The 22,308-nt window shown below is 66.7% G+C and carries 22 protein-coding genes; 7 read left to right on the top strand and 15 right to left on the bottom strand.

Going from position 1 to position 22,308, the window contains the following annotated elements; genetic code table 11:
• Window positions 1-13: 13 nt before the first annotated feature.
• Genes LWC34_RS14385 through LWC34_RS14375 form a run of 3 tightly spaced genes read right to left on the bottom strand, consistent with a single transcriptional unit; the run spans window position 14 to window position 2,820 of the window.
• Entirely contained in the window at window positions 14-1,297 is a 1,284-nt protein-coding gene (locus tag LWC34_RS14385; protein WP_233725553.1) for an RNA polymerase sigma factor, read from the bottom strand.
• 9 nt (window positions 1,298-1,306) lie between these two features.
• On the bottom strand, window positions 1,307-2,233 hold the full coding sequence (locus LWC34_RS14380; protein ID WP_233725552.1) for a glycoside hydrolase family 113 protein: 927 nt from the start codon (window positions 2,231-2,233) through the stop codon (window positions 1,307-1,309).
• A gap of 2 nt (window positions 2,234-2,235) precedes the next feature.
• On the bottom strand, window positions 2,236-2,820 hold the full coding sequence (locus tag LWC34_RS14375; protein WP_233725551.1) for a TetR family transcriptional regulator: 585 nt from the start codon (window positions 2,818-2,820) through the stop codon (window positions 2,236-2,238).
• Between the two features lie 125 nt (window positions 2,821-2,945).
• Here LWC34_RS14375 and LWC34_RS14370 point away from each other — a divergent pair, with 125 nt between their 5' ends.
• The gene (locus tag LWC34_RS14370) at window positions 2,946-3,920 is read left to right on the top strand and encodes a sigma-70 family RNA polymerase sigma factor (RefSeq protein WP_233725550.1); all 975 of its coding nucleotides are present in this window, start codon (window positions 2,946-2,948) and stop codon (window positions 3,918-3,920) included.
• Here LWC34_RS14370 and LWC34_RS14365 read toward each other — a convergent pair.
• Window positions 3,917-4,333 (bottom strand): nitroreductase/quinone reductase family protein, encoded by a 417-nt coding sequence (locus tag LWC34_RS14365; protein WP_233725549.1) that lies wholly within the window; start codon window positions 4,331-4,333, stop codon window positions 3,917-3,919. The two genes, LWC34_RS14370 and LWC34_RS14365, sit on opposite strands and share 4 nt — an antisense overlap.
• A gap of 75 nt (window positions 4,334-4,408) precedes the next feature.
• Here LWC34_RS14365 and LWC34_RS14360 point away from each other — a divergent pair, with 75 nt between their 5' ends.
• Window positions 4,409-5,041, top strand: a complete 633-nt coding sequence (locus tag LWC34_RS14360) for a TetR/AcrR family transcriptional regulator C-terminal domain-containing protein (protein WP_233725548.1) — start codon at window positions 4,409-4,411, stop codon at window positions 5,039-5,041.
• Between the two features lie 27 nt (window positions 5,042-5,068).
• Here the strand turns inward: LWC34_RS14360 and LWC34_RS14355 are convergent, their stop codons facing one another.
• Both LWC34_RS14355 and LWC34_RS14350 read right to left on the bottom strand, forming a co-directional pair.
• The gene (locus LWC34_RS14355) at window positions 5,069-6,160 is read right to left on the bottom strand and encodes an epoxide hydrolase family protein (protein WP_233725547.1); all 1,092 of its coding nucleotides are present in this window, start codon (window positions 6,158-6,160) and stop codon (window positions 5,069-5,071) included.
• A gap of 11 nt (window positions 6,161-6,171) precedes the next feature.
• Window positions 6,172-7,356: an MFS transporter gene (locus LWC34_RS14350; RefSeq protein ID WP_233725546.1), complete on the bottom strand. Its 1,185-nt coding sequence runs from the start codon at window positions 7,354-7,356 to the stop codon at window positions 6,172-6,174.
• Between the two features lie 105 nt (window positions 7,357-7,461).
• On the opposite strand from LWC34_RS14350, the gene LWC34_RS14345 reads away from it, so the two are divergent.
• Complete coding sequence (locus tag LWC34_RS14345) at window positions 7,462-8,430, top strand: Lrp/AsnC family transcriptional regulator (protein WP_233725545.1); 969 nt, start codon at window positions 7,462-7,464, stop codon at window positions 8,428-8,430.
• Here the strand turns inward: LWC34_RS14345 and LWC34_RS14340 are convergent.
• Window positions 8,390-8,995, bottom strand: a complete 606-nt coding sequence (locus LWC34_RS14340) for a TetR/AcrR family transcriptional regulator C-terminal domain-containing protein (RefSeq protein WP_233725544.1) — start codon at window positions 8,993-8,995, stop codon at window positions 8,390-8,392. The genes LWC34_RS14345 and LWC34_RS14340 overlap by 41 nt on opposite strands.
• 69 nt (window positions 8,996-9,064) lie before the next feature.
• Between LWC34_RS14340 and LWC34_RS14335 the strand changes: the two genes are divergently transcribed.
• The gene (locus LWC34_RS14335) at window positions 9,065-9,262 is read left to right on the top strand and encodes a hypothetical protein (protein WP_233725543.1); all 198 of its coding nucleotides are present in this window, start codon (window positions 9,065-9,067) and stop codon (window positions 9,260-9,262) included.
• 86 nt (window positions 9,263-9,348) lie between these two features.
• Here the strand turns inward: LWC34_RS14335 and LWC34_RS14330 are convergent, their stop codons facing one another.
• Window positions 9,349-10,806: an IS1380 family transposase gene (locus LWC34_RS14330; protein ID WP_233722402.1), complete on the bottom strand. Its 1,458-nt coding sequence runs from the start codon at window positions 10,804-10,806 to the stop codon at window positions 9,349-9,351.
• Between the two features lie 34 nt (window positions 10,807-10,840).
• A protein-coding gene (locus tag LWC34_RS14325; protein ID WP_417448663.1) for an IS5 family transposase occupies window positions 10,841-11,718 on the bottom strand; the annotation gives its coding sequence in 2 pieces (ribosomal slippage) (window positions 10,841-11,325 and window positions 11,325-11,718; 879 coding nt in all).
• 165 nt (window positions 11,719-11,883) lie between these two features.
• Here LWC34_RS14325 and LWC34_RS14320 point away from each other — a divergent pair.
• Window positions 11,884-12,201 (top strand): hypothetical protein, encoded by a 318-nt coding sequence (locus LWC34_RS14320; protein ID WP_233725542.1) that lies wholly within the window; start codon window positions 11,884-11,886, stop codon window positions 12,199-12,201.
• A 915-nt stretch (window positions 12,202-13,116) separates the two neighbouring features.
• Here the strand turns inward: LWC34_RS14320 and LWC34_RS14315 are convergent.
• Both LWC34_RS14315 and LWC34_RS14310 read right to left on the bottom strand, forming a co-directional pair.
• Window positions 13,117-13,635 carry a GNAT family N-acetyltransferase gene (locus LWC34_RS14315; protein WP_233725541.1) on the bottom strand — a complete coding sequence of 173 codons (519 nt, stop codon included), beginning with the start codon at window positions 13,633-13,635 and terminating at the stop codon, window positions 13,117-13,119.
• Window positions 13,636-13,640: 5 nt separating this feature from the next.
• Window positions 13,641-14,885 (bottom strand): MFS transporter, encoded by a 1,245-nt coding sequence (locus tag LWC34_RS14310; protein ID WP_233725540.1) that lies wholly within the window; start codon window positions 14,883-14,885, stop codon window positions 13,641-13,643.
• Between the two features lie 66 nt (window positions 14,886-14,951).
• Between LWC34_RS14310 and pdxR the strand changes: the two genes are divergently transcribed.
• On the top strand, window positions 14,952-16,349 hold the full coding sequence (gene pdxR, locus LWC34_RS14305) for a MocR-like pyridoxine biosynthesis transcription factor PdxR (RefSeq protein WP_233725539.1): 1,398 nt from the start codon (window positions 14,952-14,954) through the stop codon (window positions 16,347-16,349).
• Between the two features lie 61 nt (window positions 16,350-16,410).
• Window positions 16,411-17,277, top strand: coding sequence for a PhzF family phenazine biosynthesis protein (locus LWC34_RS14300; protein ID WP_233725538.1), 867 nt, complete (start codon window positions 16,411-16,413; stop codon window positions 17,275-17,277).
• Here the strand turns inward: LWC34_RS14300 and LWC34_RS14295 are convergent.
• From LWC34_RS14295 to LWC34_RS14280, 4 genes are read right to left on the bottom strand one after another with little or no spacing between them, the layout of a single operon-like run.
• Window positions 17,208-18,215, bottom strand: a complete 1,008-nt coding sequence (locus LWC34_RS14295) for an SWIM zinc finger family protein (RefSeq protein WP_233725537.1) — start codon at window positions 18,213-18,215, stop codon at window positions 17,208-17,210. The genes LWC34_RS14300 and LWC34_RS14295 overlap by 70 nt on opposite strands.
• On the bottom strand, window positions 18,212-20,554 hold the full coding sequence (locus LWC34_RS14290; protein WP_233725536.1) for a DEAD/DEAH box helicase: 2,343 nt from the start codon (window positions 20,552-20,554) through the stop codon (window positions 18,212-18,214). The genes LWC34_RS14295 and LWC34_RS14290 overlap by 4 nt, the downstream gene beginning before the upstream one ends.
• Window positions 20,551-21,333: an ABC transporter permease gene (locus LWC34_RS14285; RefSeq protein ID WP_233725535.1), complete on the bottom strand. Its 783-nt coding sequence runs from the start codon at window positions 21,331-21,333 to the stop codon at window positions 20,551-20,553. Before LWC34_RS14285 ends, LWC34_RS14290 begins: the two co-directional genes overlap by 4 nt.
• Entirely contained in the window at window positions 21,330-22,283 is a 954-nt protein-coding gene (locus tag LWC34_RS14280; protein WP_233725534.1) for an ATP-binding cassette domain-containing protein, read from the bottom strand. The genes LWC34_RS14285 and LWC34_RS14280 overlap by 4 nt, the downstream gene beginning before the upstream one ends.
• Window positions 22,284-22,308: the final 25 nt, after the last annotated feature.

Genomic DNA, 22,308 nt, shown 5'->3' with positions numbered 1-22,308 from the left:
GGCTCGGCGAAACTCATCGGTCTGGCGCTTCGCCGCGGGCACAGGCTTGCGCGCGGTCGGTCAGCAGTGCTCGTTCACGTTCGTTGCCGGTGAGGGCGGCGGCTCGTTCGAACTCGGCCTGGGCTTCGGCGTAGCGCCCGAGTTTGGCTAGCAGGTCGCCGCGCACGCTCGGCAGCAGGTGATAGTTCTTCAGGCTCGGTTCGTCGGCGATCATGTCCACCAGTTGCAGACCGATGTCCGGGCCGAACGCCATGGACAGCGCGACCGCGCGGTTGAGCTCGACGATCGGCGAGCCCATCAGGTCGGAGAGTGTCGCGTACAGCGCCGCGATCTGGGCCCAGTCGGTGTCCTCGGCGACGCGGGCGCGGGCGTGGCAGGCGGCGATCGCGGCTTGCACGGTGTACGGGCCGGGGTTGCCGTCGGACAGGTCGGTGGCTTTGTCCAGTGCGGCCAGGCCGCGGCGGATCAGCATCTGGTCCCACTTGGCCCGGTTTTGTTCCAGCAGCAGGATCGGCTCGCCGTTGGCGTCGGTGCGGGCTTTCGACCGGGAGGCCTGGATTTCGAGCAGCGCGACCAGGCCGTGGACCTCGGCGTCGCGTGGCGTGAGGCCCGCGAGCACGCGGCCAAGCCGCAGCGCTTCCTCGCACAGGGTGGGCCGTAGCCAGTCGTCGCCCGCGGTGGCGGAGTAGCCCTCGTTGAAGATCAGGTAGATGACCTCGAGCACGGACGCCAGCCGCCCGGCGCGTTCGGCCGCTGGTGGGATTTCGAACGGGATCTTCTTGTCGGCCAGGGTCTTCTTGGCGCGCACGATGCGCTGCTGGATGGTGGCCTCACCGGCAAGGAACGCGCGGGCGATCTCCTTGGTGCTCAGTCCGCCCAGCATGCGCAGGGTCAGCGCGACCTGGGCCTCGGTGGACAGCACCGGGTGGCACGCGGTGAACACGAGCCGCAGCACGTCGTCGCCGATGTCGTCGTCCAGCGCGGCGTCGATGTCGGGTTCCGGGTTGGCGCCGCCGGTCTCGATCTCGTGGCCGAGTTCCTGGACCTTGCGGGCCAGTACCTGCTCACGCCGGACGTGGTCGATCGCGCGGTGCTTGGCCGTGGCCATCAGCCAGGCGCCCGGGTTTTTCGGCACGCCCTGCTCCGGCCACTGTTCCAGCGCCGCGACCAGCGCGTCCTGGGCGAGTTCCTCGGCGCGGCCGACGTCCCGGACGATGCGGGCGAGGCCGGCGATCACCCTGGCCGACTCGATGCGCCAGACCGCGTCGATCGCCCGATGTGTCTCGGTTACCGTCACGGGTCCGCATTATTGGGCATAGGCCGCAGCTAGTGCGTGGAAAACCTGTTTCGGCGTCCACTGTGCTTCGTCGGTCACATGCACCACGCCGTAGGAGCCGAGGTCGTCCGCGCCGGTGCGGGCGTAGCTGGCGAAGGTGAACCAGAACGCGGTGTCCACGCCGTCGGCTTCGAAGATCTCCATCAGTTCGGTGAAGTACCGGACCTGTTCCTGCTCGTCGCGCACGGCGCCGTCGGGCACGGTCCAGGCCATGCCGCCGCGGTCGCCCGCGCCGGTGTACGCGCAGGTGCCGAACTCGGTGACCGCGACGGGCTTGCCGTGGGTGAAGTGCTGTTTCAGCTCGTCACGGAAGGTGTCCTTGTTGTAGGCGGCTCGGTAGGCGTCGATGCCGACGAGGTCGAACGGGCTCCAGTCGATCTGTTCCCAGGGGCCTGCGGCGTAGGTGACGCGTCCGGTGAAGTGGGTGCGGACGGTGGCGGCGACCTGGGCGAGGGTGTCGTTGAGGCGGTGCAGGACCGGGCCGAGCGAGATCCACCAGTCCATGTCGGCGCTGCCCATGGCCTGCAGGCGTTCGGTGTAGGTCGCGCCGGGGATGAAGCCGCGGCAGAACGCGCTCATCTCGCAGCCCGTCACGAACACGACCTCGCCGGGGATGTGTGCGGCGAGCTGGGCACATTCGCCGAAGAACGGCAGGAGTCGGTCTTCGGGCAGGTCGACAGGCATTGGGGAGAACCAGACTTCCAGTCCTGCTTCGGCCGCGTGGGTGGCGGCGATCTTCAGGCGTTGCGAGTCGCCTCCAGTGATGCGGACGGCGTCGCAGTGCAACTGGTTGGCGATGACGGCCATGTCAGTGCGGACGATGTCGGGCGTGAAGCTCGGGCGGGAGCCGTTGCCGGGCAGGAAACCGGTGTCGTAGGTGATTCCGCGTGCGCGCATGGTCAGTGTCCTTGTTCGAGCAGGTCGAAGGCCAGGTCGATGTCGCGGGCGAACTCGTGCGCCACTTCTCGCGGCTCGGCGCCACTGGACAGGTGTTGGAAGACCGTTTCCTGCAGGGTCAGCACTGTGGCCGCGATCTGTGCTGCCGCGTAGGGCGCGGCCGGGCCGTAGGGTTCTTTCAGCACTTCGGCCAGGCGTTGCCGCTGCTGGTAGAGCAGTGCGTTGGCGGCGTTGCTCAGTGCGGGACTGGCGAAGATCACCTGCATCCGGCCGATGATCTCGTCGCCGTCGGCCGGTTTGATCTCATCGGCCATCAGAGCGAGGAAGTACGCCCGTAGCGCCTGCAGCGGTGTCTGGCCGGGACGGCGGTTCCGCACGGCGCCAGCCAGGTCATCGTTGGCGACGCCGTCCAGCGCGAGCGCCTCTTTGCTGGGGAAATAGCTGAACAGGGTGGCTTTGGCGACCTCGGCCGCATCGGCGATGTCAGTGACCGTGACCGCGTCGAAGCCACGCTCGGTGAACAGTCTGAGCGCCACTGCGGCGATCCGTCGCTTGGTCTGTTCCTTCTTGCGTTCGCGCAGTCCCACGACCGCCAGGATAACCATACTCGGTCTTAATTTGAACCCAGTCTGCTTTTGGGCATCCGATGAGTTTCCCGCCTTCTGGCCGTCAGTAGTCGTGAGAGGCTGTTGCCAGCGGGAAAGGAACAGGTGTGACCGGGTCGCTGACCTCACCGACGGACGAGTTCGAGCGTGCGGCGGATCCGTATCGGGCGGAGTTGCTCGCGCACTGCTATCGGATGCTGGGTTCGGTGCACGAGGCCGAGGACCTGGTGCAGGAGACGTATCTCAACGCGTGGCGTGGCTATTCCGCGTTCGAGGGGCGCTCGTCGATGCGGACCTGGCTGTATCGCATCGCCACCAACGCATGCTTGAGCGCGCTGCAGGGTCGTGAGCGCAGGCCGTTGCCGATCGGGCTGGGCACCGAGAGCGCCGATCCGGACGTGGCTCCGGTCCAGCAGCCGGAAGTGCCGTGGCTGGAGCCGATCCCGGACTCGCTGCTGGACCCGGCGTCGATCGTGACCTCGCGGGAGAGCGTGCGGTTGGCGTTCATCGCCGCATTGCAGCACCTGCCGCCACGGCAACGGGCCGTGCTGGTGTTGCGGGACGTGCTGAAATGGCGTGCGGCCGAGGTCGCGTCCCTGCTGGGCACGACCACGGCCGCGGTCAACAGCGCCTTGCAGCGTGCGCACGCTCAGCTTTCCGAGGTCTCTCCCAGCCGTGACACTGTGGTCGAGCCGACCGCGGCGCAGGAACGGGAGCTGCTGGACCGGTTCGTGACGGCGTTCGAGGCCAAGGACATTCCGGCGATCATCGAGGTGTTCACCGACGACGTGGTGATGGAAATGCCGCCGTTCCCTGGCTGGTATCGCGGGCCGCACGCCATCGCGCGGGTGGTGGCGAACTGGTGCCCGGCAGGCACCGACGACCTGCGGATGGTGCCGATCGCGGGCAACGGCCAGCCTGGATTCGCCACCTATATGCGCGCTTCGACAATCGGCCAGTCCGGCTCGTTCGTGCCGTGGAAGCTCGAACTGCTGGAGTTGAACGCCGCGGGCGTGCGGCACACGACGTCGTTTTTCGACACGCGGCTGTTCGCGGTGTTCGGGTTGCCGGACTCCCTTTAGCTCATGGCCACTGGGTCCAGCCGGGCGAACGGGAAACGCCGGTCGGTGTTCTCCTCGTACTTGTGCACGTCCGGCCAGTAGTCGGCGAACATTGTGTAGATGCGCAGCCACTCCGGTCCTTGGCGCACGATCGTCGGTTTGGCGGTGACGGTCTGCTCGCCGACCTCGATCTGGACCTCGTCCGCGGCGGCGACGTTGTTGAACCACTCCGGCACCTTCTTGGCGCCGCCCGCGCTGCCGATCAGCACGTAGCTGCCGTCCACCGGCAGGTAGATCAACGGCGTGATCATGTCCCGGCCGGACTTGCGACCCTTGTGGTGCAGCAGCGTGACGTGGGCGTTGGCGAAGAAGCCGCCGACTGTGCCCTTGTTGTCCCTGAACTCCGCGATCACCTGATCGTTGAAGTCACTCACCCAGATCCCCTAAACGATGGTCAGTTGTTCCTGAACATCGTTAAGGATGCATTCACTGGTGTTAAGGTGTCAAACGTGAAGCTCACCGTCGACGTCATCGCGCGCACGGCATTGGAGATGCTGGAAGAGACCGGCCTGGACGGGTTGTCCATGCGCCTGCTCGCGACCCGGCTCGACGTGCAACCGGCCGCGTTGTACTGGCACGTGAAGAACAAGAGCCAGCTGCTCGACGTGATGGCCGCGGCGATCTTCCACCTCGCCGCCGAAGGCCTCGAAGCACCGCGCGCGGGCGTGACCTGGCAGGAGTGGACCGCCGACTGGGTGCGCCACCTGCGTCAGGCCATGCTGCGATACCGCGACGGCGCCCGGATCTTCGCCAACGGCAGCGTCGCCGAACCCGCCTTGTTCCGCGCGACCGAACTCGGGCTGCGCACGCTGCAGGACGCCGGGTTCGAGGTCCGGCCCGCGGCACGCAGCCTGGCCGCGTTGATCCACTACGCGGTCGGCTTCACGATCGAGGAGCAGATCCACTGCTACAAGTCACCCGAACCCGCCCACACCGCTGTGGACTCCGGCCGGTTCCCGCTGACCGCGCAGGCGTACGTGGATGACAACCTGTTCGACCCGGATACCGACGAGTGTTTCGAGTACGGCATGCAGATCATCCTCGCGGGCATGAAAGCGACCAACGAGGCCGTCACGCCCTAGAACTGTCAGCCCCCGCGGGCATCGACGTCACCTCACTTTCTCGAAGAATTCCTTGACGTCACTGACGAACAGGTCCGGCACCTCCAGCGCGGCGAAATGCCCGCCACGGTCGTGTTCGGTCCACTGCACGATGGTGTGCGCCTGCTCGGCCAGCGCCCGCGCCGGTTTGACCAGCTCGTACGGGAACACCGCGACGCCCATCGGCACCGGCCCGTCGACGGGTTTGCCACGCAGTGCTGCCGATTCGTAGTAGATCCGCGTGGAGGATCCAGCGGTGGCGGTGAGCCAGTAGAGCGAGACGTTCGTTAACAGCCAGTCGGTGTCGATTGTGCTGGTCGGGTCGGTCCATTCCCGGAACTTCTCGGCGATCCAGGCAAGCTGGCCGACTGGTGAATCGGTCAGCGCGTACGACAACGTCTGCGGCCGGGTCTGCTGTTGGCGCATGTACCCGGCCGGGGCGGCCATGTACTTGCTCATCGCGGTGATCCGCTCTTGGTCCTGTTCCGACAGTTCCACGTCGGTGCCGCGCGGGATCGTGGGCAGGAAGTTCAGGTGCACGCCAACGACACGCTCGGGCTCTAGGACGCCGACCACGCGCGAGATGATCGATCCCCAGTCGCCGCCTTGGACTCCGTAGCGCTCGTAACCCAGCCTGGCCATCAGTCGCGTCCAGGCGCCCGCGACGCGATGGCTGCTCCACCCGGTCGATGTCGTCGGCCCGGAGAACCCGAACCCGGGAATGGCCGGGATGACGACGTGGAAGTCCGCGCTCAGCGGGTGGATGACATCGAGGAACTCCAGCACCGAGCCGGGCCAGCCGTGCGTGAGCAGCAGTGGTAATGCGTCTGGCCGGGGCGAGCGGATGTGCAGGAAGTGGATCCGCTGACCATCGATCTCGGTGGTGAACTGCGGGAAGGAGTTCAGGCGTTCTTCGTTGTCCCGCCAGGAGTACCCGTCCTGCCAGTAGCCGACGAGCTCACGCAGGTGGTCGACCGGGACGCCGTAATCCCAGCCGACGCCGGGCAGTTCCTCCGGCCATCGGGTGGCCGCGAGCCTGGACCGCAGGTCGTCGAGGTCGGCCTGCGGCACCTGGCTACGGAAGGGAATCACGTCGCTCATGGCCGATGACGTTAGACCATGGTACCGACATTTTCGCGAATCAGCAGGAAACCCGTGGCAGCGGCGGCGAATCCGAGCCCGGCGGCGACCAGGTACACCCGGTTGAGCCCGTCGACGGCGCCCGCCCCGGACTGGAACACGATCCCCAGCACGGCGACGCCGACGGTCTGGCCAAGTTGACGGGCTGTCGTCGACGCGCCGACCGCGACGCCGAACCGTTCCGGTGGAACGGTTGCGAACAACGCGGTACCCATGGCGGGCATGAGCAGTCCCACGCCGATTCCGGTGACGATCAGTCCACAGAGGATGGACAGTGCGGTCGAGTGGGCGTCAATCCCAGCCTGTAGCGCGGATCCCGCACCGCCTAGCAGCAGTCCGGTGCCGATCAGCAGGCGCGGCGGGATTTGTTGCAGGCGTCGGCCGACCAGGGTTGAGGTGACGAATGTGCTCAACGCCAAGGGAACCATCGCCAATCCCGCGGCGACCGGGCCGAGCCTGAGCGTGTCCTGCAACCACACGGACGTGAATACCAGGCACGCGAACACGCTCGCCGCGATCACCCCGCACACCATGAGGGCGTTGAACGACGCGATCCGGAACAATGCCAGCAATCCGGCCACGTCGAACCGTTTCCCGCGCACACCAGCAACTGCGGCGATCGTCGTGACGGTCAACCACATCGCCAGCAGCGCGAGCGGGATGTTCACGAGGAAGATCGCCCGCCAGCTGACGTACTGCGTGAGCAGGCCGCCCGCGATCGGTCCTGCCGCGGCTGCCAGCCCGTTGACCGCGCCCCAGATGCCCATCGCGACACCACGGTCACGGCCGTCGTAGCTGCTGCCGATCAACGCGAAGGTCGTGACCGCTATGGCCGCTCCCCCAACGCCTTGGACCGCCCGCGCCATGATCAGCACGGCAACGCTCGGCGACAGGCCGCACGCGAGCGACGCTGCTGTGAATACGGTGAGGCCCGCCAGGTAGACCGCGCGGTGTCCGTAGCGGTCGGCGACCGAGCCCGCGACGAGCATCAACGCGGCCAGGACGGCGGTGTAGATGTTGAGCACCCATTGCAGCGGTGTCAGCGACGCGGTGAACGCACGGCCGATGTCGGGCAGAGCGACGGTGACGGCGGTTGTGTCGATCAGAAACAGCAGTGATCCGAGGCTGATCGCGGTCAGCGCTCCCCACTTTCGCATGGTTCTCCTTATCCTGGTGGACGTCTTACGATCGGCTGACCAGGCGGATCACCACCCCGAAAATCGCTATCTGCGCAGGAAACCGTCAATGGGTACGCTGTGATGATGGATCCCGTCACGCTCGACTCGGTCGACCGAGGCTTGATACACGCGCTGCAGATCGACGGCCGTGCGCCGCTTCGAAGCGTCGCGACGGTCATCGGCGTCTCGGAAAACACCGTAGCCAGGCGCTATCAACGACTGCGTTCCGCCGGTGTGCTGCGTGTGGTCGGGACCGTCAATGGCGCTCGTCTGGGCTATACGGCGTGGACGCTGCGGTTGCAGTGCACTCCGGACGCCGCTCACGCGGTGGCCACGGCCTTGGCTGACCGCCCGGACACATCGTGGGTGTACTTGCTGTCGGGCGGTACGGAGATTTCGTGCAACACGCAGGCGCGCAGCGTCGGCGACCGGGACACGCTGCTGTTGTCGAAGCTGCCGCGCACCCGCCGGGTGGCGTCGGTGACGGCGCATTCGATCTTGCGGGCGACCGCGTTGCCCAGTAACTGGCAGGGCCTGCATTGGCTGAGCTCCGAGCAGGTCGCGCAGCTGCAGCCATCGCCCCTGGTGCCGGACGACACGCCGATCCGGCTGGACCCGGGTGACTCTGTTCTGTTGGAGGCGCTGTCACGGGATGGCCGCACGGGGTATGCCGAACTGGCCCCGGTGACCGGCTGGTCGGACTCGACGGTCAAGCGGCGGATGGATCACCTGCGACAGGCCGGGGTGCTGTCCTACATGCTCGACATTCCCCCGTCCGCTCTGGGTTTCGCCGCGGAGGCGCGGTTGTGGATGCGGGTGAAACCGTCCTGTTTGGTCGCTACGGCCGAGGAGCTCGCGCGGCATCCGGAGGTGTCGTTCGCGGCGGTGACGACCGGGCCGACAAACCTGATCGCCGCGGTGAACTGCCGTGACAACGCGGATCTGTATCGGTATCTGACCGAGCGAGTGTCCGCTGTGGACGCCGTGCGCGACGTGGAGACCGCCCCGGTGATCAAGACCGTGAAGCGGGCGGGCGCGGTGCTACCCGCATGAGGTGTTGTTCCAGCCCATCCAGCAAGATCCCGATGCCCAGTTCGAACAGCTGCTCACTGGACATCTGAACCTCGGCGACACGCCGCAGACTCGGATAGTCACCCTCGCCCGGATCAACCATCCTGAGTTCATGCTGGGCCGTGGTCAGTACGTGCGCGGCGAGCAGCCGGGCGATGCCCGCGGCCTCCGACTCGGGAAAACCCGCGTCCAGCAGGATCTTCACGGTGGTCTCGATGTGCCCGAGTCGATGCGGCCCGCTCGGCGGTCGTTCCCGCAGCAGCGTCGCGGCATCCCGATGCGCGATCAGCAGCTGCCGAAACTGTCGTAGCCCACTGGCAAGCTGATCACGCCACGGCAGAGAAGTGTCGATGTCGAAAGCATCGGCACAGATCGCCTCAGCGACCAGATCAAGCAGTTCAGCCTTGTTCTTGACATGCCAATACAGCGTCGGCGACTGCACACCAAGCTTGGCGGCAAGCCGCCGCGTACTGAGATCGGCGAGCCCAACCTCATCAAGAAGCTGAACGGCAGCCTCGGTGATAAATCGAATATCCAAGCGAGCCACACAAGACACCTTATCAGTGATAGAGTGTCCCTATCGCCGATAGAGAACAGCGTGTCGAGGGGGAAGAAGATGTGGACGAAGAACCTGCGAATCCTGGTCGTGGCCTGCTCGATCATCTTCACGGCGGGAACGGCATTGCACGGATTCGTGGTGATCGACGAAGAAGTGCTGGCGAGAACGATGGAGCTAGCCTTGATCATTCACGTGGGTGACGTGTCCGCCTGTGCCGGTTCGGATGTTGATCTTGAGTTGGTTGCTGTGTGGTGATGGTCAGGGTTCGAGCCCGGCCGCCGGTGTTGGCTGGGCGCCGGGTTGGGGGGCGGGCCTTTCAGGTCGAGGGGCAGGGACAGGGGTCATCGAGTTGGTGGTGGCAGGGCCAGCGCTGCCCGGAGGCAGGCGGCGAGAGGGTCGGCCCAGGGCCAGGTTTCCGGGATTTTGATCTTGCGTTTGCGTTGGCCGCGGACGATGCGGGCGGCGGTGTGCAGTAGCCGGTAGCGCAGGGTTTTGGGTTCGGCTTTGGCGAGGGTGCCCTCAAGGCAGAGCAGGCGCAGCCAGGCGAGCAGGTCGATGGCGATGGTGGCGGCCAGACACCAGGCCCGGTTGATCTCGATCTTGGTGGAGGGCAGGTGACCGAGGCCGGTTTGCTTGCCGCAGCGGACGTGGTCCTCGACTCGGGCGTGCGGGCGGTGACGGGCTTCCAGGAACTGGACGGTGGCGCCCGAACCGCTGCCCGGGGTGTTGGTGGCCACCAGTTGGTAGCGCCAGCCGTCGGCTTCTTCGAACAGGGACAACTGTGCGCCGGGGTGGGGTTTCTCACGACGACAGATGATCCGCAGATCGGCCGGCCAGTTCTCCAGTTGGTCCCCGTCGGGGTGGTGACGTAGTAGCGCGGTCAGTTCCACCACGCCGGCTTTGTCCAGCGGCCGAGGATCGCCGTGGTGATCGAGCACTGCCTGCCATGCCTTCGCGGGGACACGGCCGATCGCGGCTCGTTCCCGCGCACCGAGTTCCCAGCCGACGCTGTAGTGCGCCTGCCTGCCTGGCTTGGCGTTCAGCGCGGTGATGTACTTGATGAGACCGTGGGAGGCGCCCGCGCCGTCCACGGTGACTAGAAGGTTCCTTCGATGTTTCGCCGGGATCTGGGCGATCGCGGCGTCGAGGACCTCGAGGTGATCAGCTGTCGTGTTGGATCCGGCGCTTCCTGTGCGCAGCAACAGGGCCAGCGATTCGCCGGTGTTGTCACACATGGCCAGCAGCGGATGATGACCGAAGCTGCCCTTGTAGGTTCCCGCGGCGAGTTGTTTGTCCGAGTGCGCGATCACCAGCGAACCATCCAACCGGACCACCACGGTCGTGCCCAGATCACGGTCGGCCACCCGCGACGGCGGAATCCGGCCGTGCCGTCGCTCGATCAACGACCACACATGCTCGCGGATCCGGGCACGCACACGGGCGATCTTGTTGCGCTGCACCTGACCGACCGCGTCCAACGTGCGCCACAACGTCGGATCTGAGGCGACCGGCCCGAACAGTTCGGCCTGATCGCGCAGGACAGCCAGATCCGACAGGACCCGCCCGCCGTCAGCGATCAACACCGCGGTGTCGGCGAACACCCGGCCACGGTCATGCACCGGCATGAACCCACGCCGCGCCATCGCCCGCGACAAGCCTTCCGTCAACCCGGTGCGGTCGGCCAGCAACCGCACCGCCGCGGTCCCGGCATGACTGACCACGCCACGCCCACCGACTTCTACCGCCAGATCCCGCGACCACCCAGTAACATCCACGTCGAAAGTGCTCCAGAGCTTCATGGGTAAGAACAGGCATTAGGGTCTGTTTCGAAAGTCATGGGAGCCACTCGTTGATCGCTGCGATGGTGACCGTGGTTTCGTAGCGAACGGCGAGCTTGTCGTATCTGGTGGCGACGGCTCGGTTTCGTTTGAGACGGTTGATCCCGCACTCGACAGCGTGCCGTTGCTTGTAGATCTCCTTGTCGAATGCGGGTGGTCGTCCTCCGTGTGAGCCCTTGTTCTTGCGGTTGCGGACCTGGTCGGCCTTGTCCGGGATGGTGCAGCGGATACCGCGCCTGCGCAGGTAGGCGCGGTTGGCGCGGGACCCGTAGGCTTTGTCGCCGAGCACCCGATTCGGGCGGCAGCGCGGCCGACCGCGATCCCGCCGGGGTACCCGGATACGGTCGAGCACCACCTGAAACTGGGGCGAGTCACCTCGCTGGCCAGCGGTGATCACGATTGATAAGGGCTTTTGTCCCTGCTCGACCGCCAGGTGAGTCTTGGTCGTCAACCCGCCTCGGGAGCGCCCCAGCCCGTGATCGGCCGGTTCGACCTCGACCCCGCCCGGAGACTCCTTCTGGAGATCCCCTTTTGACGCGCACCAGCCGCGTGCTGGTGCGCACGAGCCACCGTGGAGTCCACGCTGACATCCCAGGTGATCAGGCCCGCAGCGTCCGCGTCCGCCTGCAACGCGACCAGAATCCTCTTCCACGTGCCATCCCGTTGCCACCGCCGGAACAAGCCATACACCGTCTCCCACGGGCCGTAACGCTCCGGCAGATCCCGCCACGGCACACCGGTTCGAACCCGAAACCGGATCCCGTCAATAAGCTTCCGCTTCGCATGCTTCGGCGGCCTGCCAGGCTTCTTGCCCCTGGGCAGCAAGGGTTCCAGCTTCGCCCACTGCTCGTTGGTCAGATCACCACGCCCCACGAATCAAGATCATCTCAAACCTTGATCAACTTGTGAAACAGGCCCTAGCAACCTCATCTTCCCAGCTCAGGAGCACTTTTCCCTGTTCCGACACGGCGCCCGAATCAAGATCGCCATGAATACTCAGGGCTAGCCGGAGCCAATGCCGACGACCCATCGGGGTTCTTGGCGGGATTCCGCGCGGTAGGCGCGGCCTTCGTAGTCCTGAACCTGTTGGGGCTACTGGCATTACGTGCGGGCAACTGGCTGTTCTGGGTGGTGCTCGCAGTCAATGCCGCACAGGCGGCTGGAGTCAGAATGGTGCCGTTCGAGATGTTCGAAGCAGCAGAAGAAGCCTACGGATGGGTAGGCGTCCTACCATCGGCGATCACGGATGGCGGAGCATTAATCCTGGCCCTGATCATGCTCGCCAGGATCGTGATGGTCCTGCGGCAGCGGTACGCCCGAGGGGCCGCGTTACCGAGCAACCAGCCAACCCAATAGAGACCGAAGTCCGGACCAAAGCAAGCGCGTTCTCGCGTGTCCACCGGCTCCGTCATGGTGTGTTGAACGCGCGAGCGGCGCACGGGGAGAAGCAACCGCGCTGGAAGCGAGTCGAGCAGTTTGACACACCGTGACGGAACGGTGGACACGCGCCAGGGCGGTGCAATGCGAGACACCGTCCGGTGGAAGCCCCGACTTTTACGGCCTGGTGTGTCCGACAGGCCTGGCCCCGTTGCTGGCTTCGCGGTCCAGCCGGGTTGGTTGGGGTGATCTTCCGCGTGTCCGCCCCACCGGCACGGCGAGTCAAACTGCTCGACTCGCTTTCAGCCTGGTTGCTCGCCGCCGTGCGCCGCTCGCGCGTTCAACACGCCATGCCGGAGCGGCAGACACGCGCGGGCACCCGTCACTGACTCCCCGCCTGCTCGCTACCGCTCACGGCGATACGTCATTGTGCTACCGGGTGCACGCCACACATTCCAGGCCCAACCCTCTATCCCCTCAACCAACGTGAGCTAAGCCGCCCAACCCCTCAACCAAGGTAGGCAAACCGCCCAACCTACGACCAAGGTCGGAAAACCGCCCAACCCATGCACACAAGGAGGACAACCCTGGTGGGCACGCGAAAAGGTGGGCAAACCCCTGCCCGTGCACGAAGCGGGCCAACTCGTCCCTACGGGGGAACTGGGAAATCTTGTGCTTACGCACTGCGGCCAGCCTCCCAACCCGAGCAGGAGGTGGGCTTAACCCCCACCTGTACGGGAAGTTGGTCTCACGGCCCTTGCACGGGAAAGCGGGACAAGCACGGGCTCGACCTCTGTGGGCGTCCCGAAGCCAACGCGAGGCAGGAAACCCTTGGTGGGCTTACGAAAGATGGCCAGCCCCTGAAGGTCGGCACACCGGGCCTGTGCGGACCTTTTAGTCGGACCAGGTTGATGCGTAGATCCAGTCGAAGCCGTCGAATCCTTCGCAGTCAAGGTGTTCTCTGCGGACGAGGCCTGCTCGGGTGGCGACGCGCTGGGAGGCGATGTTGTTCGGGCGGACTCTTGCGATTATTGGGAGGTCGGACAGTCGTGCGGTGGCCCAGGTGACGACAGCTTTAGCTGCTTCGGTGGCGATTCCGTTGCCCCAGCTGGTTGGGGCGAGGCGGTAGAAGAGGTTCAGGATTCGGCGGTTGTTCATTTCCATTGACTTCAGGCCGCAGAATCCCAATTGGGCTTCGGAGGCTTGGTGCCGGACGACCCAGTAGCCGAATCCGTAGTGCTGCCAGTGCTCGTCCCACCGCTGGAACAGGCCTTCGGCTTGGTTGGGAGTGGTTAACGCATCCGATGGGTTGTGGGCGCAGGCTTGCGGGTCGTTGTGGATGGCGAAGATCGCTGCGATGTCGGTGGTCTTGGGGCGGCGCAATGACAGCCGCTCAGTTTGCAAGTCGCCCACGCCGTTCACCGTAGCGAACAGGCCAGCTTGGGTTCAGCGGCTTGCCTTTGGGCCCAGCGGACCGCTGGGCCGACTAGCAGACCGGTGATTGCGAAGATCGCGCCGAGCAGGATCCAGCCCGGGATTCCCCAGGTGACGATCAAGGAGGTGAGCATCAGCGGGGCGATCACCCTCGCCACGGCCAGGCCGTTGCCGAACAGGCCTTGGTACTGGCCCTGCTTGTGGGGTGGGGCGAGGGCGAAGCTGATTTCCCAGGCTCCGGCCGACTGCATCATCTCGCCGAGGGTTTGCACGAGGGCGGCGATGAGCAGGATGGCTGCAGCGATCCAGCCTGAGGTGCCCAGGGCGGACAGCGCGAACACGACACAGGACACGAGCAGCAGCATCCCGGCGTGACGCATGGAGCGTGCCGCGGTGTGCAGGGAGGTGACTTGGCGGGCAACTCGGACTTGGAACAGCACCACGGACACGGTGTTGAGCAACAGGATCGCGGAGACCATCCAGCGTGGCGCGTCGGTGTGCTGGACGATCCACAGTGGTGTGGCCAGGGTGATCAGCGGGACGTTCAGCAGCATGATCGTGTTGAGTAGCGCTAACAGAAGGTAGGGGCGGTCACCCAATACGGTTTCCTTGGAACTAGACGACCGCCGCGTTCGTTGCCGAGTATAGAAGGCGTGCGCGAGCGGGGCACCGTCGCTGGGGGCGGGCGAGACTTCGGGTACTGCGCGCAGAATGGCCGCGCAAATCAAGAAGCTGAGGGCGTCGATCCCAAAGACCGTCATGTAGGCGGCGGGGGTGTCGAGGTAGAGGGCCAGGCCGCCAAGGCTCGCGCCGATGGCGATGCCGCCGTTGACGGCGGCCTGGATGACCGCGCGGGTCTTGGTCCGCAGCTCGGGGGCGACCAGACCGGCCAGCAGTGCTTGGCGCGCGCCGGTCAGCCCGCATTGGCAGCTGGTGTAGACGCACACGGCGATGAGGAACGCCGGGAACGAGCGGACGAACAGAAATGAGCTGATCGCCACGGCGGTGGCGATGGCCAGCAGGACCGCGATGCTACGGGGGCCGCGCCGGTCGGCGAGGTGACCGAGCGGCACGCCTGCCAGGAAACCGATGGCCCAGCCGATGGTCAGGCCGAGGCCGACCTGGGTGGCGGTCAGGCCGACGACGCGGGTGAAGTACAGCGCCGAGGTGACGTAGAAGGCACCGTCGCCGATCGAGTTGGTCAGTTGAGCCGCTGCGAGTCTGTGCATGACAGTGAACCTACGGAGTACATTGGTCGGGTCGTATAGCCAATTTCTGCACAACTGAATGGACCAATGGAGTTTCACGTCAGCCTGGCGGGCAAGGGTGATCTCGCCGCGCGGATCTACCGTGAGCTGCTGGAAGCGATCCTTGATGGTCGGTTGCGGCCGGGTGAGCGGCTGCCGCCGACGCGGGAGCTCGCGCAGCGGTTGCAGGTGTCGCGCACGACGGTGACCGAGGCCTACGAGCGGTTGACTGCGGAGGGGTTTCTGCGCGGTCGGGTCGGCGCGGGCACGTTCGTGACCGACGAACCGGTGAAGCCCAAGGCGCGGGCCGCTCGCGGGAAGGGGGTGGCGCGGCCGCGGCGGTTGTGGGAGACGGTGGCAGGGCCGTCGATGGATGAGGTGCTGCCCTACGACTTCCAGCTCGGGCTGCCCGATGGCCGGTTGTTCCCGTTGGAGGCGTGGCGGCGGCTGGTGAGTCGTGAGTTGCGGACCAAGGTGGTGCATCCGGCGCGGTATGCCGAACCCGCGGGACATCCGGGGCTGCGGGCGGCGATCGCGCGCTATGTGGGTGTGTCGCGCTCGGTGGTGGCGGGCATTGAGGATGTCGTGGTCACGCAGGGCGCGCAGCAGGCGTTGGACATGATCGGCCGGGTGCTGGTGGATCCGGGTGACGTGGTGGCCTTGGAAGAGCCGGGCTACTCCCCTGCTCGTCGGCTGTTCGAGTCGCTCGGTGCGCGCGTGGCGGCGGTGCCGGTGGATGACGAAGGCCTTGATGTGACGGCGATTCCGGCCAAGGCGCGGCTGGTGTACACCACGCCGTCGCACCAGTTCCCGTTGGGGACGCCGATGTCGTTGGCTCGTCGCACGGCGCTGCTGGCGTGGGCTGAGCGGCATGACGCGGTGATCGTCGAGGACGATTACGACAGCGAGTTCCGGTTTTCCGACCGGCCGTTGCAACCGTTGCAGAGCATCGATCGCAGCGGTCGCGTGGTGTATGTCGGGTCGTTCTCCAAGATCATGCTGCCGATGCTGCGGGTGGGGTTCCTGGTGGCCCCTCCGTCGCTGCAACCCGCGCTGCGCACGGCCAAGCAGCTGACCGACATGTACGGCGATCTGGTCACGCAGGGCGCCTTGGCTCAGTTCATCGAGGAAGGCTTGCTGGCTCGGCATATCCGTAAAGCCACACGGGAGTACGCGGCCCGGCACGAGCTGATCACCAAGACGCTGCGAAGCGATATCGATTGGCTGCGGATCGTGCCGTCATCCGCGGGGCTGCACCTGTGTGCCCGCACCACGTTCGACCCGGCCGGGCTCGTGGCGCGGGCACGGGCCGATGGGGTCGCGGTCCAGGCGCTGGCCGATTTCTGCGCCGGGCCGCCGCAGCATGGGATTGTGCTGGGCTACGGCGCGATCCAGGTTTCGCAGATTCCTGAGGGGTTGCGGCGGCTGACCGCGGCCAGGGGATAGCAGGACCAATTTCGCCGGATTGGCTATGGGACCAGCGTGGAGTGGCTTTTAGCGTCGAGGCATGCGAATCCGGATCATCGACGCGTTCAGCGACCAACCGTTTCGTGGCAACCCGGCGGCCGTGTGCCTGTTGGAGGACACCTGGCCGGATGAGGGCTGGATGCGGCAGGTGGCGGCGGAGATGAACCTGTCCGAGACCGCGTTCGCGCATCCGGTCGACGATCCTGACGCGGACTACGCGTTGCGCTGGTTCACCCCAGAGGTCGAGACCGACCTGTGCGGTCACGCCACCCTGGCCACAGCGCACGCGCTGCACGAGGATCGTGGCACATCGGCGACGGTCAGGTTCAGCACGCGCAGTGGAATCCTTGTGGCGCACAGCTTTGACGACGGCACGATCACGCTCGATTTCCCGGCGGCGAGCCTCGAAGAAGCCGAAGAACCCGCCGGGTTGGCCGAAGCATTGGGCACGCGGCCGGTGGCTGTGTACCGGACTGGCGCCTTGGGTGATCTGCTGGTGGTGCTGTCCGATGAGGACACTGTGCGTGGCTTGCGCCCGGATCTGCTGTCGATCGCGCGGATCGAGCGGGAGCAGGGCATTCGGGGCGTGATCGTGACAGCGCGGTCGGCCGAGTACGACTTCGTGTCCCGGTTTTTCGCGCCTCAGGATGGGATCCGGGAGGACCCGGTGACGGGCAGCGCGCACACCGCGCTGGCGCCGTATTGGGCCAGCCGCACGGGCAAAACGAGCTTGGTTGGGTTGCAGGCCTCAAGGCGGACGGGCGTGGTGCGCACCGAGGTGCACGGTGACCGGGTGCATTTGACCGGCCACGCGGTCACCGTGCTGGACGGGTTTCTTCAGATTGCCAGCAAAGCGGTCGCTGGGTCGGTTTCGGGTGGCCCGGCGGGCAGCCATTCGCCGTCCTGACGCCGGTAGGGGTACCAGCGGCCGTCCTTGCCCAGTCGCAGTTGTGCCTGTGTGCCGGTCCAGTGGTTGCGGGACTGATCGAGCGGCGGGATGTCCTCTCCCGACAGTGCGGTCGCGGCCTTGGCGAGGTCGGTTTTGCTGGGCCGCCACGTGGTTTCCAGCACTTCGAGCCCGGTGAGGCCGCCGTAGTTCCAGGCGCGGACCGCGTGGGTGAGGTCGCGCCCGGTGCAGGACGCCAATTGCCCGGCGAGCGCGGGGTAGGTCGCGGCCCATCGCACGGTGTCCTGCCATTCGGTGAGCTCAACCGCTTCCCGGCCGTCGAGCAGGGCTTGGGCACGCGCGGCGGCGTCGGTGACCAGGTAGCGCAGCATCGACGGGGGTGGCCCGTTGCGTAGTTGCAGCTCATCCAGCAGGTCTTGTTCGCCGCGGCCGCGGATGAGCAGCAGCACGAACGGGTCTTCGTCCAGCAGCCACGCGACCTGATAGGACAGTGCGGCCGCGTGCCGGCAGGGCAGTTCCCAGCCTTCGCAGTCACAGTCCGGTTCCAGGTCGGTCAGCTGGGGCAGGATCGGGATCTGCGCGGCGGTGAGGTCGTGTGGCATGTCCTTGTCGAGCAGGGCGGCGATGTAGCCGGATTTGGCGGCGACCCAGTCAAGCAGCCGGGTCCATTCGGTGTCGGTGAGTTGTGCGATGTGGACGGTTGTGGTGTGCGGGGTGCGGTCGCTGCCGTAGACGGTCGCGGCGATGCGGCCTGGGCTGACGGTGATCGGGCCGACTTGCCCGGCGTAGGCGTATTTGCGGCCGATGCGCATCTGGTCGGAGTCCAGTGCGGCGTCTTCGATCGCGGTGATCCACGCGTTGCCCCACCAGGATCGGGCGAAGCGGGCGCGGCGGCGTGCGCCTGCGGGGAACGCGGGAAACCCTCGAACATCGGTCACCAGGTCCCCCTCAGTTCGATCAGCTCAGCCAGGTCCGCGTCGGACAGCTCGGTCAGCGCGGCCTCACCGGTGCCCAGCACGGCGTCGGCGAGTTTCTTCTTTTCCCGCAGCATTTCGGCGATCCGGTCTTCCAGGGTGCCTTCGGCGATCAGCCGGTGGACCTGCACGGGCCGGGTTTGGCCGATGCGGGACGCGCGGTCGCTGGCCTGGTCTTCCACGGCCGGGTTCCACCAGCGGTCGTAGTGCACGACATGGTCGGCGCGGGTGAGGTTGAGCCCGGTGCCCGCGGCTTTGAGCGACAGCAGGAACACGGGCGCTTCGCCGTTCTGGAATCGGCGCACCATGTCCTCGCGCGCGGGCACGGGTGTGCCGCCGTGCAGCAGTTGGGTGGTGACGCCGTGGTCGCGTAGGTGCCGTTCCAGCAGCCGGGCCATGGTCACGTATTGGGTGAACACGAGCACGGATCCGTCTTCGGCCAGGATCGTGGCGAGCAGTTCGTCCAGCAGCTCCAGCTTGCCCGACCGGCCGGGCAGCTGGGCTTTGGGTTCTTTGAGGAACTGCGCGGGGTGGTTGCAGATCTGTTTGAGCCCGGTGAGCAGTTTCATGATCAGGCCGCGGCGGGCGATCCCGCTGCTGGCTTTGATCTGTGCCATCACCTCGTCGACCAGCGCCTGATACAGGCCCGCTTGTTCACGGGTGAGCGGCACCGGCCGGTCGGTCTCGGTCTTGGGCGGCAGCTCCGGCGCGATACCGGGGTCGGATTTGCGGCGCCGCAACAGAAACGGCCGAACCAGCGGGGCAAGGCCGGTGGGGTTGCCGTCCCAGCGGGTCCGGAACGCCGCCAGCGGCCCGAGCAGGCCCGGGGTGGTCCAGTCGAGGATGGCCCAGAGTTCGGAGAGGTTGTTCTCCACGGGCGTGCCGGTCAACGCCACGCGCGCGGCGGACGGGATGGTGCGCAGCGCTTTGGCGGTGCCGGATCCGGGGTTTTTGACGTGCTGGGCTTCGTCGGCGACCAGCAGGTCCCATTCGTGGCGGGCCAGGGTTTCCGCGTCGAGGCGCATCGTGCTGTAGGTGGTGAGCACGAACCCGCCGTCGAGGTCGTCGAGGTTGCGGGCGCTGCCGTGGAAGCGCCGGACGGGCGTGCCGGGCGCGAACTTGGTGATCTCGCGTTCCCAGTTGCCCAACAGCGAGGCCGGGCAGACCACGAGTGTGGGTTTGGATCCGCGCCGCAGGTGCAACGCGATCAGGGTGATCGTCTTGCCCAGGCCCATGTCGTCGGCCAGGCAGCCGCCGAGGCCGAGCGAGGTCATCCGGTCGAGCCAGCGCAGGCCGCGCAGCTGGTAGTCGCGCAGGGTCGCGGTCAGCGCGGCGGGTTGCGCCACGTCGTCCTCGGCGGGGTCGGATATTCGCTGCCGCAACGATTCCAGCCACCCGGTGGCGATCGCGGGTACATCGTGGCCGTCGATGTGGGCCGTGCCGGTCAGCGCGGCACCGAGCGCCTCGAGGGTGGGCATGGGTTTGAGGGTGCGGTCGCGAGCGTGCCGCGCGAGCGTGGGATCGACGAGCAGCCACTGGTCACGCAGCCGCACGAGCGGCCGGTGCGCGTCGGCGAGCACCTCGATCTCGGCGTCCGACAGGGCTTGCCCGCCAAGGGTGACCTGCCAGTTCAGGTCGACCTCGCCGCCGGGCCCGCCGCTGATCACCGCTCGGGCGGCCAAGGAACGCGCGACCTCGCTGGGCCACCGCACGTCGATGCCCGCGTCGTGCAGGCGCTGGATGGCGCCGCCGAGCAATTCGCCGATCTCTGGGTCCCCGAGCAGCAGCGTGCCGGGTTCGGTGTCGTCGAGGAACCGTTCCAGCACCGGCCACGCGGGTGTGGCCCGGCGGACCGCGAGCATGGTCGCGGCGTTCCACTCGCCCGGGAAGTCCAGTGTGGCAAGGAATTGCGCGGTGTCCAGATCGATCGTGAGCCGCAGCGCAACGCGCACGGTGGCATCAAGCGAGCCGTGCTGCATCTGCTGCGGCTCGGACGCGGCGAAGGCCTGCCCGCCCAGGACAAGCAGCGCGGCCGGGGTACGCGGCAGCGTGTCGGCGACGGCGTTGTCGAACTCATCGCCCTCACCGTCGATCCGCCAGGTGTCGTATCCGGCGGGTGAGATGGCGGGCACGATCTTGCCCGCCGCGACCAGCCGCAAGGCCCGCTGGGCACGCGGCCCCCACTGTGCATCGCGCAGGAGCGTGGGCAACGCGGCGCCGACCGGGACCCGGACGTCGCCGTCCGAGTCCCGGAAGACGAACTGGCTCGCCCGTGGCGGGTCCGCCGGTTCGAACTCGATCAACGGCTCAACCTCCGGTAACGCCGCACCGCCAAGGGGGAGAAGATCGCGATCATGGCCAGTGGCCAGATCACTGCCATCAGTATGGCGTTCTGTGTGACCCACGAGTCGCCGCCGATGCCGGGGTTGGCGAACAGTTCCCTGATCGCGGCGACGGTCGAGGACAGCGGGTTCCATTCGGCGATCGCGCCCAGCCAGCTGGGCATGGTGCTTGGCGGGATGAACGCGCTGGACAGGAACCCGATCGGGAACTCCATGGTCTGGATGGCGGTGACCATGGCCTGGTTGCCTGCCATCAGTCCGGCGAAGATGCCGACCCAGATGAACGCGAACCGCAGCATCAGCAGCAGCGCGATCGCCAGCGCGGTGTCGCCCGCGCTGCCGTTGCTCTGCCAGCCCATCGCCAGGCCGCACGCGATCAGCACGGACAGCAGCAGCACCGAGTCGATCATGTCGGCGAAGCTGCGGCCCAGCAGCACGGCCGCGGGTGACATCGGCATGGAGCGGAACCGGTCGGTCACGCCTTGGGTGATGTCCTGGGCGATGGCGGTCATCGTCGTGCCGATGCCGAAGAGCATGTTCATCGCGAACATGCCGGGCATCAGGAATTCCCGGTAGTTCCCGCCGCCGGGCACGGTCATCGCGCCACCGAGCAGGTAGCCGAAGATCAACGCGATCATGACCGTGAACGCGAGCCCGAACAGCACCGATCCGGGTTCACGCACCCAGTGGATGAGTTCGCGGCGGGTGATGGTCCAGCCGTCAGCCAGTGCCCACCTCATGCCGCGGCCTGCTTGGTGGCGGTCAACGACAGGAACACCTCGTCGAGGGTCGGGCGGCGCAGCTCGATGTCCTCGATGTCGATCTCGGCGGTCTTGAGGGTCTGCGCCACGTCGATCAGCGCGGTGACCCGGTCGGTCACCGGCACGCTGACCTGGCGGGTGTCGTGGTCGATCGCGACGGTGGCGCCCGCGATCTTGCCGATCAGCTCGGCGGCTCGGGCGAGTTCGGTGTCCGAGTGCACGACGACGTCGACGCGGTCGCCGCCGAGCGTGGTTTTGAGCTGGTCGGGGGTGCCTTCGGCGATCACGCTGCCGTGGTTGATCACCGAGATCCGATCGGCCAGCTGGTCGGCTTCGTCCAGATACTGCGTGGTCAGCAGGACTGAGGTGCCGGTGGCGACCATGTCGCGCGCGGCCTGCCAGACCTCGCTGCGGCTGCGGGGATCCAGGCCGGTGGTGGGTTCGTCGAGGAACAGCACCCGTGGCGCGAGGATCATGCTGGCGGCGATGTCCAGGCGCCTGCGCATCCCGCCGGAGTAGGTCTTGGCTGGTCGGGTGGCCGCGTCGGTCAGCCCGAAATGCTCGAGCAGCTCGTCCGCCCGCCGCCGCGCGTGGGCTGGTGAGAGGTGGAACAGGCGGCCGAACATCTCCAGGTTCTGTTTGCCGGACAGGATCTCGTCGACCGCGGCGTGCTGGCCGACCAGCCCGATCCGCCGCTTCACCTCCTTGGCCTTGGTGGCCACGTCCATGCCCGCGACCTGCGCGCGTCCCCCGTCGAACTGCAGCAGTGTCGCGAGGATCCGTACCGCGGTGGTCTTGCCCGCGCCGTTGGGTCCCAGCAGTCCGCAGACCGTGCCCTCCGCCACGGTCAGATCGAACCCGTCCAGTGCGTTGTGGTCGCCGTACCGCTTGCGCAATCCCTCAGCGACGACCGCTAATCCTTCGGCCATTCGAGTACCCCACTCCATATTAAAA

The sequence above is a fragment of the Kibdelosporangium philippinense genome, assembly GCF_021390435.2.
In the GTDB taxonomy this organism is placed as follows: domain Bacteria; phylum Actinomycetota; class Actinomycetes; order Mycobacteriales; family Pseudonocardiaceae; genus Kibdelosporangium; species Kibdelosporangium philippinense.
Note: the sequence above shows the minus strand (reverse complement) of the source record. Positions and strands in the feature narration are given on the sequence as shown.